The sequence below is a fragment of the Streptomyces sp. NRRL S-495 genome, assembly GCF_000966955.1.
In the GTDB taxonomy this organism is placed as follows: domain Bacteria; phylum Actinomycetota; class Actinomycetes; order Streptomycetales; family Streptomycetaceae; genus Kitasatospora; species Kitasatospora purpeofusca.
The window spans coordinates 1-11,754 of record NZ_JZWY01000053.1 but is presented as its reverse complement, the minus strand read 5'-3'; the positions used below and the strand labels follow the sequence as shown (position 1 = coordinate 11,754).

Genomic DNA, 11,754 nt, shown 5'->3' with positions numbered 1-11,754 from the left:
CCCGGACCAGGTCCAGCGAGGCGCCGACGGTCCCGCCGGTGGCCAGCACGTCGTCCACCACCAGCACCCGCTCACCGGGCGCGAAGGCGTCGCACTGCACCTCCAGCGTCGCCGAGCCGTACTCCAGCTCGTACGAGCGCCGGAACACCTCGCCGGGCAGCTTGCCCTGCTTGCGGATCGGCACGAAGCCGAGCCCGGCCGCGAAGGCCGCCGGAGCCGCCAGCACGAACCCGCGTGCCTCCAGACCGACCACCTTGGTGGCCCCGAGCTCCCGCGCCCGCTCCGCCAGCGCCCGGGTGAGCACGGCGAAGGCCTCGGCGTCGGCGAGCAGCGGCGCGATGTCCTTGAACAGCACGCCCGGCTTCGGGTAGTCCGGAACGTCCCGGATCCGGCTGGTGAGCAGCTCGGCCAGTGTGGTGTCGGCGGTGGTCACGAAGGGTCCTTACGGTCGGCGGGGATCAGCGCTTGGTGGACGGACGGCCCTTGGCACGCGTGGTGCCGGCCGCCCTGCCGCGCTGACCGACCATACCCGCCGGCAGGTCCTCGTCCGCGATCTCCTCACCGTCGCCGGCCTCCGCCGCCGCGGTGGCCTTGGCCTCGGCGGCCCGGCGCTGGGCCACCCGCTTGGCGAGGGCCTTCATCTCCGGCTGCTCCTCCTTCAGCTGCGCGAGCAGCGGGGTGGCGACGCAGATGGACGAGTAGGCACCGGCGGCGAGACCGATGAACAGGGCCAGCGAGATGTCGTTCAGGGTGCCGGCACCGAGCAGACCGCCACCGATGAACAGCAGCGCCGCCACCGGGAGCAGGGCGACCACCGTGGTGTTGAGCGAGCGGACCAGGGTCTGGTTGAGGCCCGCGTTGGCCGCCTCGCTGTAGGTGATCTTGTTCTGCTTGGTGAGCCCCTTGGCGTTCTCCTTCACGGTGTCGAAGACGACGACCGTGTCGTAGAGCGAGTAGCCGAGGATGGTCAGGAAGCCGATCACGGTACCCGGGGTGACCTCGAAACCGACCAGGGCGTAGACGCCGATGGTGATCAGGAGGTCGTGGATGAGGGCGACCAGGGCGGCCACCGCCATCCGCCACTCGAAGGCGATCGCCAGGTAGATCGTCACCAGGATCATGAAGATGACCAGGCCGGTGATCGCCTTGTTGGAGATCTGCTCACCCCAGCTGGGGCCGATCACCTGGGTGTCGATCTCGGCGGCGGGGACGCCGATCGCCGGGGCCAGCTTGCTGGTGAACTCCGAGGCGGTGGTCTTGTCCTCGGAGGAGATCTGGATCCGGATCTTGCCGTTGTCGGTCGACTGCACCAGCGGGTGCGAGGACACGATCTTGTCCACGGCGTCCTGGGCCTGCGACACCGAGAGCCCGGGCTTGGTCACGGTGTAGACCGAGCCGCCCTTGAACTCGATGCCCAGGTGCAGGCCCATCGCCAGACCGATCGCGGCGACCAGGACGATCACACCGGAGATGCTGTACCAGAGCTTGCGGCGGCCGACGAAGTCGAAGCTGACCTCGCCCTGGTAGAGCCTGTGGCCCAGATTGGAGAAGCGCGACACGGTGTCAGGCCCCCTTCACGGCGGCGGAGGACGAAGGGTTGCGACGACGGGTGCTGCGCAGCGGCGGACGTGCGCCCAGCCGCTTCGGGTCCAGACCGGACCACGGGTGGCCGTCGGAGAAGAACTTCCGGCGGGCCAGCAGCGTGATCAGCGGCTTGGTGAAGAGGAAGATCACCACGACGTCGAGCGCCGTGGTCAGGCCCAGCGTGAAGGCGAAGCCCTGCACCTTGCCGACCGAGACCACGTAGAGCACGGCGGCACAGAGGAAGGAGACGAAGTCCGACACCAGGATGGTGCGCCGGGCGCGCGGCCAGGCCCGCTGGACCGCCGGACGCAGCAGTGCGCCCTCGCGGACCTCGTCGCGGATGCGCTCGAAGTACACGATGAAGGAGTCCGCGGTGATACCGATCGCGACGATCGCGCCGCAGACCGCGGGCAGGTTCAGCGCGAAGCCGATCCCGCCGCCGAGCAGGCTCATGATCGAGTAGGTCAGGGCCGCCGAGACGAGCAGACCGGCGATCGAGACCAGGCCCAGACCGCGGTAGTAGACCAGCGAGTACAGGACCACCAGGACCATGCCGATCAGACCGGCGACCAGGCCGGCCTTCAGCTGGTCGCCGCCGAGCTGCGGGGAGACGGTGGTGACGTCGCTGGTGGTGAACTCCAGCGGCAGCGCGCCGAAGCTCAGCACGTTGGCGAGGCTCTGCGCCTCCTCCTGGCCGAAGTTGCCGGAGATCACGGCCGAGCCGCCGGGGATGGCGCCGCGGACGTACGGGTGGGAGACGACCTGGCCGTCCAGCACGATGGCGAACTGGTTGGTCGGGTCGGGCTGGGTGGCCAGCTGGCCGGTGACGGCGGTGAACGCGTCGGTGCCCTTGCCGTCGAACTGCAGCTGGACCTGCCAGCCGCCGCCCTGCTGGGTGTCGATGCTCGCCTGGGCCTTGGACACGTTCTTGCCCTCGACCGCGACGGGGCCGAGCGCGAGCTTGTAGAACAGGCCCTTCTCGTCCTTCTGCGTGCAGGCGACGGTCGGCGCGCCGTCGGCGCCCTGGTAGTTCTTGTTCCGCTGCTCCGGCTTGCTGCAGTCCAGCGCGGCGAACTGTGCGGCCAGCTCCGGCGGCACGGTGCCCGAGGTCATCGCGGCGGAGAGGTCCGGGTTGGCCGGGGGCGTGGCGGCGGCCGACGGCGTGCCGGTCGCGGCGGCCGGGGCGGCGGAGGCGGCGGCACCGGTGGTGGCGACCGGCGACGGCGTGTTGTCGGCCGCGAGGGCCTCACCGGCCGGGCGGCCCTGCTTGGTGGCGCTCGCGCTCGGCGTGCCGGTCCCGGCGGCGGTGGCGGCGGCGCTCGGGGCGGCGGAACCCGTCCCGGTCGCGGCGGGGGTGGCGGCCGGGGTGCCGGTCGCGCCCGTGGACGGGGTCGCGCTCGGGGCCGGGGCCTGGAGGCCGCTCGGGGCGAGGGCGAGGACCGGGCGGAAGAACAGCTTCGCGGTGGTGCCGACCTGGTCGGCCGCGGTCTGCTTGTCCCCGCCCTTGGGGATGTTCACGATGATGTTGCGGTCACCCTGGGTCTGCACCTCCGCCTCGGAGACGCCCATCCCGTTGACCCGCTGCTCGATGATCCCGGTGGCGATGTCCATGTTGGACTTGTTGATCGCCTTGGGGTCGCTCGACTTCGCACTCAGCGTGATGCTGGTACCGCCGGCGAGGTCGATCCCGAGGCGGGGCTTGGTGTTGCCCGTCCCGAACATGAGGGCGACCAGTCCGACGGTGACGACCAGGATGAGGGCCAGCGCCCGCCCTGGGTAGCCGTCGCGCGGGCGCGACTTGGGTGTTGCCACCTTGCTCGTTTCTCCCTGTCCATGCCACTTCCCCCCACCGGACCCCGCCCGGCTCGTGGCTGGACGGGGTGTGGCGGAACTGCGGCCCTGAGTCCTGTGGGCTCGCGGCGTTGCGCCGCGCGACCGGGCGGGTTGCCCGGCCGTACTACTTGCTCGCGGGAGCGCCGCCCTCGGCCTCGGCCTTCGCGTCGCCCTTGGCGGCGTCGTCCTTGGTGAACGACAGCGGCTCGGCGGCGGCCGGCTCGATCTCGGCGTCCGCGGTGTCCACGGCGTCGACCGGCTCGTCCTCGGCGGGGCGGCCGTTGATGATCGCGTCGTAGTCCGCGGGGTCCATGACCGCCGCGATCGCGCTCTTGGTGAAGTGGCTGACCACGCCCGGCGCGATCTCCAGCTCGACGGTCTCCTCGTTGACCGCCTTCACCCGCGCGTACAGACCACCGATGGTCCGGACTCCCGCCCCGGGCTCCAGCGCGGTCTGCATCTGCTGCATCTGCGACTGGCGCTTCTTCTGCGACCGGAACATGAGCACGATCGCGAGGATCGGGAGGAGAAGGATGATGAGGTTCACTGCAGCCAGGGTCCTTTACGGGCCGCCGGCCGGCGGCCTGTGTGGTAATGGTCGTCCCGTCGGGTGAGAGGGGCGGTCCGGCGGAGTCTAGGCGACCCCGAACTGATCGGACAACGCCAAGCATCGCATCCTGCCGCCGAAAGTGGCGAGCCTCCGCCTGCACAGTTTCCCGGGACTTCTCCCCCGGATCGCGCGGCCACCCCGGCGGCGGGCGCGCACGCTCCGCATACGCTCCGCCCTCACCCGTTCGGCCTCCCGCCCGGGCTCCCGCTCAGTTTTCGGGGCTCCGGGGCCCGTCGGGGGCGAAGAGTTCGGGCTGGGCGGGCACCGCGCCGCGGCCCGGCTGTGCCGGCGGCACCAGGCCGAGGTGCTGCCAGGCGGCGGCGGTGGCGATCCGCCCGCGCGGGGTGCGGGCCAGCAGGCCCTCGCGGACCAGGAACGGTTCGGCGACCTCCTCGACCGTCTCGGCCTCCTCACCGACCGCGACCGCGAGGGTGGACAGCCCGACCGGGCCGCCGCCGAAGAGCCGCAGCAGCGCGCCCAGCACCGCGCGGTCCAGGCGGTCCAGACCACGGGCGTCCACCTCGTAGACCTCCAGCGCCCGGCCGGCGATCTCGGCGGTCACCACGCCGTCGTGCCGCACCTGCGCGTAGTCGCGGACCCGGCGCAGCAGCCGGTTGGCGATCCGCGGCGTCCCCCGGGAGCGGCCGGCGATCTCGGCCGCGCCGGCCGGGTCGATCTCCACGTCCAGCAGCGCGGCCGAGCGGTGCACCACCCGCTGCAGCTCGGCCGGGGCGTAGAACTCCATGTGGCCGGTGAAGCCGAACCGGTCCCGCAGCGGCGGCGGCAGCAGACCGGCCCGGGTGGTCGCGCCGACCAGGGTGAACGGCGGCAGCTCCAGCGGGATGGCGGTCGCGCCCGGCCCCTTGCCGACGATCACGTCGACCCGGAAGTCCTCCATCGCCATGTAGAGCATCTCCTCGGCGGGCCGGGACATCCGGTGGATCTCGTCGAGGAAGAGCACCTCCCCCTCGGCGAGCGAGGAGAGGATCGCCGCGAGGTCCCCCGCGTGCTGGATCGCCGGCCCGGAGGTGATCCGGATCGGGGCGCCCAGCTCGGCCGCGATGATCATCGACAGGGTGGTCTTGCCGAGCCCGGGCGGGCCGCTGAGCAGGACGTGGTCCGGCGCGGAGCCGCGCCGGCGGGCGGCCTGGAGCACCAGCGACAGCTGCTCGCGCACCCGCTCCTGGCCGATGAACTCGTCCAGGAGCTTGGGGCGCAGCGCCGCCTCTACGGCCTGGTCCTCACCGTCGGCGGCGGCGGTCACCAGCCGGTCGGCGGGCTCGGGGTCGTACGGGCTCATCGGCGGGGGCTCCCACATCGGTGTCGACAAAGTGACTGGTCGTCAGCTGGCTTCAGCGCGAACGGTTGAGGCCCCGCAGCGCGAGCCGCAGCAGCGCTCCGACGTCCGGCGTCGACTGCGCCTCCGCCTCCGGGGCGACGGCGGCGACCGCCTCGTCCGCCTCGCGGGGCGCGTAGCCGAGACCCACCAGCGCGGAGTGCAGCTGCTCGCCCCACGGCGCCGGGCCGCTCGCGACCGGCTTCTGCGCCGGCACCGCGCCGTGCGGCGCGCCCAGCTTGTCCTTGTACTCCAGCAGCAGCTTGGCCGCCTTGGCCTTGCCGATGCCGGGCACCGCCACCAGCGCCTTCTCGTCGCCGCTCGCCACCGCGGCGCGCAGCGCGTCCGGGCTGTGCACCCCGAGCACGGCCTGCGCCAGCTTCGGGCCGACCCCGGGCGCGGCCTGGAGGATCTCGAAGACGGCGCGCTCGTCGTCGTCGGCGAAGCCGAACAGGGTCAGCGAGTCCTCCCTGACCACCAGCGAGGTGGCCAGCCGGGCCGGCTCGCCCAGCCGCAGGCCGGCCAGGGTTGCCGGCGTGCACTGCACCGCCATGCCGACACCGCCGACCTCCACCACCGCGAGGCCGGCGGAGATCGCCGCCACTGGTCCTTGCACGAAGGCGATCATCGGAGGGTTCCTCTCGGGCCGGGCGGGGTGGTGGTGCGGGCGGCCGCCTTGATCGCGGCCTCCAGGCGGTTGGTGGCGCCGCCGCGCCAGATGTGGCAGATGGCCAGCGCCAGCGCGTCGGCGGCGTCGGCCGGCTTCGGCGGCGCGTCGAGCCGCAGCAGCCGCTGCACCATCGCCGTGACCTGGGCCTTGTCGGCCCGTCCTGAGCCGGTGACGGCGGCCTTGACCTCGCTGGGGGTGTGCAGGGTGACCGGTATGCCGCGCCGGGTGGCGCAGAGCATCGCGACCGCGCTGGCCTGCGCGGTGCCCATCACGGTGCGGACGTTGTGCTGGGCGAAGACCCGCTCGACGGCCACCAGCTCGGGCCGGTGCTCGTCCAGCCAGGCCTCGATGCCCTGCTCGACCAGCAGCAGCCGCGGCCCGATCTCCGCCTCGGCGGGGGTGCGCACCACCCCGACCCCGACCATCCGCAGCGGCCGGCCCGGCGCGCCCTCGACCACGCCGATCCCGCACCTGGTCAGCCCGGGATCGACCCCCAGCACCCGAACCAAGGCTCCCCCTTCGACCTGACGTCCTCCGATCTGCGAAGGCTACCGTCCACCACCGACAGCGCCACCGACGACACCGGCCCGGCGGTCCTGGGGACCGCCGGGCCGGGAGGGGGCGCGATCACTCGGAGTCGAGCTGCGCACCGACCTCGTCGCTGATGTCGAAGTTGGCGAAGACGTTCTGTACGTCGTCGCTGTCCTCCAGGGCGTCGATCAGCTTCAGGATCTTGCGGGCGCCGTCGACGTCCAGCTCGACCTGCATGCTCGGCAGGAAGTTGGCCTCGGCCGAGTCGTAGTCGACACCGGCGTCCACCAGGGCGGTGCGCACGGCGACCATCTTGGAGGCCTCGGAGACGATCTCGAAGGAGTCGCCGAGGTCGTTGATCTCCTCGGGCTCCTGGTCGAGCACGACCTCGAAGAGCTTGTCCTCGTCCACGCCGTCGGCCTTGGGGACGATCACGACGCCCTTGCGGTTGAACAGGTACGAGACCGAGCCCGGGTCGGCCATCGAGCCGCCGTTGCGGGTCATCGCCACGCGCACGTCGGAGGCGGCACGGTTGCGGTTGTCGGTGAGGCACTCGATGAGCACCGCGACACCGTTCGGGCCGTAGCCCTCGTACATGATGGTCTGGTAGTCGGCGCCGCCGGCCTCCAGACCGCCACCGCGCTTGACGGCGCGGTTGATGTTGTCGATCGGGACCGAGCTCTTCTTCGCCTTCTGGATGGCGTCGTAGAGGGTCGGGTTGCCGCCCACGTCGGGACCGCCGGTGCGCGCCGCCACCTCGATGTTCTTGATCATCTTGGCGAAGAGCTTGCCGCGCTTGGCGTCGATCACGGCCTTCTTGTGCTTGGTGGTAGCCCACTTAGAGTGGCCGGACATCGCCAGCTCCTTTACGTCGCCAATGGGAAATGAACAGATGAGATCTTACCGGTGCGGTCGGTCCTCGCCCGCACACGGTCGTTCGCGCACCGTCACGCGGCGGCGAGGTGCTCCTCGACCATCCGCACGAAGTAGGCATGCACCCGGTGGTCGCCGGTGAGCTCGGGGTGGAACGAGGTGGCCAGCAGGTTGCCCTGGCGCACCGCGACGATCCGGCTCTCCGGGCCGTCGGCGGCCGGCAGCTCGGCCAGCACCTGAACGCCCGCGCCGACCGCCTCCACCCACGGGGCGCGGATGAACACGCCGTGCACCGGCGCCTCGTCCAGGCCCGTGAAGGCGACGCCCGACTCGAAGGACTCGTTCTGGCGGCCGAAGGCGTTGCGGCGCACGGTCATGTCGATGCCGCCCACCGTCTCCTGGTCCTCGCGCCCGTCCAGGATCTTGTCGGCCAGCATGATCATGCCGGCGCAGGTCCCGTACACCGGCATCCCGGCCGCCACCCGCTCGCGCAGCGGGCCCATCACGCCGAACAGCAGCGCCAGCTTGGACATCGTGGTGGACTCCCCGCCGGGGATCACCAGCGCGTCGACCTCGGCCAGCTCCTCCACCCGGCGGACCGGACGGGCCAGCGCGTCGGCCTCGGCCAGCGCGATCAGGTGCTCACGGACGTCGCCCTGAAGGGCGAGGACGCCGATGACTGGAGTGGACACTTCTCGTACCTCTTGACTCTCGAACGGACGACGCGCAGCGGCCCGCCGCGCCGATGATCACACCGTGCGGCGGGCCGTGGGAGGCGTATTACCAGCCGCGGTTGGCGTAGCGCTCGGTCTCCGGCAGGGTGTCGCAGTTGATGCCGACCATGGCCTCGCCCAGGTTGCGGGAGGCGTCGGCGATGATCTTCGGGTCGTCGAAGAACGTGGTGGCCTTGACGATCGCGGCGGCACGCTTCGCCGGGTCGCCCGACTTGAAGATGCCGGAGCCGACGAAGACACCCTCGGCACCCAGCTGGCGCATCAGCGCGGCGTCGGCCGGGGTGGCCACACCACCGGCGGAGAACAGCACGACCGGCAGCTTGCCGAGCTCGGCGACCTCCTTGACCAGCTCGTACGGGGCGCGGAGCTCCTTGGCGGCGGCGTACAGCTCGTTGTTGTCGAAGCCCCGCAGCTTGGCGATCTCGTTCTTGATCTGGCGCAGGTGGCGGACGGCCTCGACGACGTTGCCGGTGCCGGCCTCGCCCTTGGAGCGGATCATGGCCGCGCCCTCGGCGATGCGGCGCAGCGCCTCGCCCAGGTTGGTGGCACCACAGACGAAGGGCGTGGTGAACGCGAACTTGTCGGAGTGGTTGACCTCGTCGGCCGGGGTCAGCACCTCGGACTCGTCGATGTAGTCGACACCCAGCGACTGGAGGACCTGGGCCTCGACGAAGTGGCCGATCCGGGACTTCGCCATGACCGGGATCGAGACCGCGGCGATGATCTCCTCGATCATGTTCGGGTCCGACATGCGGGCCACGCCGCCGTCCTTGCGGATGTCGGCCGGCACGCGCTCCAGGGCCATGACGGCCACAGCGCCGGCGTCCTCGGCGATCTTCGCCTGCTCGGCGTTGACCACGTCCATGATCACACCGCCCTTGAGCTGCTCGGCCATGCCGCGCTTGACCCGGGCGGTACCGATCTGCGGCTGGTCTGCGGTGGTGGGGGTGGTGGACACGTGAGACCTCACTCGAAGATGAACCAGTGCTATCGCCCTATGGTAGGCGGAAGAAACGGCCCCTCCATGCGCCACCAAGTCCAGCGTGCGTGACGGGATACGACAAACAGGCCGGATCCGGACCCACCCGCCGCACCGGGTGAGACGCGTTCCACCCGGCCCTGCCGGACTTGCCCCACCCGGTCCCGCGCCCGGTCCCGGCCCGCTCCCCCGCCGCGCACGCCGCTCCGGCGCACCCTACGCCGGCGCGCCCTCCGGAGTGAGCGCCGACGGCGGCGCGTCGTCCATCTCGAACGCCATCGGGAACGGCGCCCGGCCCGCCAGCCGGAAGTACCGCACCAGCCGGTGCTCCCGCACCGCCCGCGCCGCCCGCACCGCGTCGTTGTGGAACCGCCGTGCCATCGGCACCCGCCGCACCGCCGCCGTCAGGTCCCGCACCGCCTCCTCGCCGCCCGGCTCGGCCACCAGCACCGCCACCTGCTCCGGCTCTGCGAACACCGCCCGCAGAGCCAGGCTCAGCTGGCTCTCGGCCACCTCGCGCTGCTCGTCCTCCGCCTGCCGGGCCGCGTGCGCCGCGTCCAGCAGCAGCAGCGACGCCGCCGGGTCCAGCAGCGAGGACGTCGCCAGCTCCATCGCCACCGACGCCCGGCGGACCAGCTGCGCGTCCAGCGCCGCCCGGGCGGCGTCGATCCGGGCGTGCAGCCGGTCCAGCCTCCCGGCCGTCCAACTCAGGTACATCCCGAACAGCACCACGGCCACGCCGGCCCAGATCCACGTAGTCACGGGGCGCTACGCTACCGGGTGCTCCCGGTTCACCCCTCGACCGCCGTGTTCCGGTACGCCTCGCGGTCGATGTCGCGCACGTCCACCGCGAGCTGCAGCCGCTCCCCAGGCGCCGGCTCCACCCGCTCGGCCAGCAGCGCCAGCACCGCCTCGGTGAGTGCCGCCTTCGCCTCCGGGGTCCGCCCCGGGAAGATCTGGAACTGCACGAACAACTGCGCCTCGGCCCGCTCGCCGAAGCCCACCACGACCTCCGGGTCGGTCTGCCGGAAGACCGTCTTGCAGCCCTCGGGCGTGGCGTTGATGGTCTCCACCGCGAGCCGGTTGATCGCCAGCCCCAGCTCACGGCGGTCGAAGGAGCCGGCCAGGCTCGGCGAGTAGTCGACGGAGATCTGCGGCATCGGGGCCTCCGGGGGCACGGTCGGGACAGCGGTCGCGACGGCTGTCGGGACCGGGGACGTCGAACCGGACGTCGAACGGGACAACCGTCCGACCCTATCCGCGCCCCGCCAACGGCTCAGTCCCGGGCCAGCCCGAACCGGCCCCGCCGGCCGCTGCGCTCGTCCTCCTCGACCACCGCCGCCGCACCCGCCGTCACCGTCTCGTAGACGGCCAGGATGTCCGCGCCCACGGTCGACCAGTCGAACCGCCGCACATGCCGCGACGCCGCCTTCCGCAGCTCCTCCAGCCGCCCCGGGTCCCCCAGCAGCCGCAGCGCCGTCCGCGCCAGCGCGTCCGCGTCCTCCACCGGGAACAGCTCGCCCGCGTCCCCGCCGTCCAGCACCTGCTTGAACGCGTCCAGATCGCTCGCCAGCACCGGCGCGCCCGCCGACATCGCCTCGACCAGGATGATCCCGAAGCTCTCGCCGCCGGTGTTGGGCGCCACGTACAGGTCCACACTGCGCAGCAGCCGGGCCTTCTCCCGGTCGCTCACCATGCCGAGGAACTCCACCTGCGCGCGGACCTCCGGCGCCAGCCCGGCGACCGCCTCCTCCTCGTCGCCCTTGCCCGCGACCAGCAGCCGCACCCCGGGCCGCTCCGCCAGGATCCGCGGCAGCGCCGCCAGCAGCGTCGGCAGCCCCTTGCGCGGCTCGTTGATCCGCCCGATGAAGCCGATCGTCCCCGGCCCGCCGGCGGCCGCCCCGCCGGTCCAGCGCGCGTCCGGCTCGGCCTCCGCGAAGAAGCCCACGTCCACGCCGTTCGGGATCACCACCGCGTCCCCGCCCAGGTGCTCCACCAGGGTGCGCCGCGCGTACTCGCTCACCGCGATCCGGGCCCGCATCTTCTCCAGACCCGGCTGGAGGATCGGCGAGGCCGCGATCATCGCCCGCGAGCGCGGGTTCGAGGTGTGGAAGGTGCCCACCATCGGCCCCGAGGCCGACCAGGCCGCCAGCATCGACAGGCTCGGCGAGGCCGGCTCGTGCACGTGCAGGATGTCGAACCGCCCCTCGTGCAGCCACCGCCGCACCCGGGCCGCCGACAGGATCCCGAAGCTCAGCCGCGCCACCGAGCCGTTGTACGGCACCGCCACCGCCCGCCCCGCCGAGACCACGTACGGCGGCAGCGCCTCGTCGTCCTCGGCCGGCGCCAGCACCGACACCGCGTGGCCCAGGCCGATCAGGTGCTCGGCGAGGTCCCGGATGTGGAACTGCACGCCACCGGGGACGTCCCAGTCGTACGGGCAGACGATGCCGATCTTCACGGGTCTCCTCGAAATCCTGCGGACGGTGCGGGCGGTACGGGCAGCGCGGGCGGCGGGTACGCCTCAGGCCCCCGAGGCCTCGGCCGCCGGGTCGGCGACCACCGGACTCGCGACCACCGGACTCGCGACGACCGGGCCGGCGA

General features: G+C 72.3%; 13 protein-coding genes. All 13 read right to left on the bottom strand.

Features of this window, described 5'->3' with window-relative positions:
- On the bottom strand, positions 1–433 hold a 433-nt coding region (locus VR45_RS04175; protein ID WP_045938306.1), incomplete at its 3' end, for an adenine phosphoribosyltransferase.
- A gap of 25 nt (positions 434–458) precedes the next feature.
- Positions 459–1,559 (bottom strand): protein translocase subunit SecF, encoded by a 1,101-nt coding sequence (gene secF, locus VR45_RS04170; protein ID WP_045938305.1) that lies wholly within the window; start codon positions 1,557–1,559, stop codon positions 459–461.
- A gap of 4 nt (positions 1,560–1,563) precedes the next feature.
- Positions 1,564–3,306 carry a protein translocase subunit SecD gene (gene secD / locus VR45_RS04165; RefSeq protein ID WP_045938309.1) on the bottom strand — a complete coding sequence of 581 codons (1,743 nt, stop codon included), beginning with the start codon at positions 3,304–3,306 and terminating at the stop codon, positions 1,564–1,566.
- A 235-nt stretch (positions 3,307–3,541) separates the two neighbouring features.
- Positions 3,542–3,964, bottom strand: a complete 423-nt coding sequence (yajC, locus tag VR45_RS04160) for a preprotein translocase subunit YajC (RefSeq protein ID WP_052708826.1) — start codon at positions 3,962–3,964, stop codon at positions 3,542–3,544.
- A 271-nt stretch (positions 3,965–4,235) separates the two neighbouring features.
- Positions 4,236–5,327 (bottom strand): Holliday junction branch migration DNA helicase RuvB, encoded by a 1,092-nt coding sequence (gene ruvB, locus VR45_RS04155; protein ID WP_045938304.1) that lies wholly within the window; start codon positions 5,325–5,327, stop codon positions 4,236–4,238.
- A gap of 52 nt (positions 5,328–5,379) precedes the next feature.
- Entirely contained in the window at positions 5,380–5,991 is a 612-nt protein-coding gene (gene ruvA / locus VR45_RS04150) for a Holliday junction branch migration protein RuvA (protein ID WP_045938303.1), read from the bottom strand.
- Positions 5,988–6,542, bottom strand: coding sequence for a crossover junction endodeoxyribonuclease RuvC (ruvC, locus tag VR45_RS04145; protein ID WP_045938302.1), 555 nt, complete (start codon positions 6,540–6,542; stop codon positions 5,988–5,990). Before ruvC ends, ruvA begins: the two co-directional genes overlap by 4 nt.
- Before the next feature lie 118 nt (positions 6,543–6,660).
- Positions 6,661–7,419 (bottom strand): YebC/PmpR family DNA-binding transcriptional regulator, encoded by a 759-nt coding sequence (locus tag VR45_RS04140; RefSeq protein WP_045938301.1) that lies wholly within the window; start codon positions 7,417–7,419, stop codon positions 6,661–6,663.
- Between the two features lie 92 nt (positions 7,420–7,511).
- Positions 7,512–8,129, bottom strand: a complete 618-nt coding sequence (gene pdxT, locus VR45_RS04135) for a pyridoxal 5'-phosphate synthase glutaminase subunit PdxT (RefSeq protein ID WP_045938300.1) — start codon at positions 8,127–8,129, stop codon at positions 7,512–7,514.
- 88 nt (positions 8,130–8,217) lie between these two features.
- Positions 8,218–9,129, bottom strand: a complete 912-nt coding sequence (gene pdxS, locus VR45_RS04130) for a pyridoxal 5'-phosphate synthase lyase subunit PdxS (protein WP_030300161.1) — start codon at positions 9,127–9,129, stop codon at positions 8,218–8,220.
- A gap of 237 nt (positions 9,130–9,366) precedes the next feature.
- Complete coding sequence (locus VR45_RS04125) at positions 9,367–9,867, bottom strand: hypothetical protein (RefSeq protein ID WP_045938307.1); 501 nt, start codon at positions 9,865–9,867, stop codon at positions 9,367–9,369.
- A 74-nt stretch (positions 9,868–9,941) separates the two neighbouring features.
- On the bottom strand, positions 9,942–10,310 hold the full coding sequence (locus tag VR45_RS04120; RefSeq protein WP_045938299.1) for a hypothetical protein: 369 nt from the start codon (positions 10,308–10,310) through the stop codon (positions 9,942–9,944).
- Positions 10,311–10,426: 116 nt separating this feature from the next.
- Positions 10,427–11,611 carry a glycosyltransferase family 4 protein gene (locus VR45_RS04115; RefSeq protein WP_045938298.1) on the bottom strand — a complete coding sequence of 395 codons (1,185 nt, stop codon included), beginning with the start codon at positions 11,609–11,611 and terminating at the stop codon, positions 10,427–10,429.
- Between the last annotated feature and the right edge of the window lie 143 nt (positions 11,612–11,754).

Bases quoted from the DNA above. Each gene is read 5' to 3' on its own strand.
- secD (WP_045938309.1), bottom strand. From the start codon at position 3,306: ATGTTCGGGACGGGCAACACCAAGCCCCGCCTCGGGATCGACCTCGCC.
- VR45_RS04120 (WP_045938299.1), bottom strand. From the start codon at position 10,310: ATGCCGCAGATCTCCGTCGACTACTCGCCGAGCCTGGCCGGCTCCTTC.
- VR45_RS04125 (WP_045938307.1), bottom strand. From the start codon at position 9,867: ATGTACCTGAGTTGGACGGCCGGGAGGCTGGACCGGCTGCACGCCCGG.
- ruvA (WP_045938303.1), bottom strand. From the start codon at position 5,991: ATGATCGCCTTCGTGCAAGGACCAGTGGCGGCGATCTCCGCCGGCCTC.
- VR45_RS04140 (WP_045938301.1), bottom strand. From the start codon at position 7,419: ATGTCCGGCCACTCTAAGTGGGCTACCACCAAGCACAAGAAGGCCGTG.
- ruvB (WP_045938304.1), bottom strand. From the start codon at position 5,327: ATGAGCCCGTACGACCCCGAGCCCGCCGACCGGCTGGTGACCGCCGCC.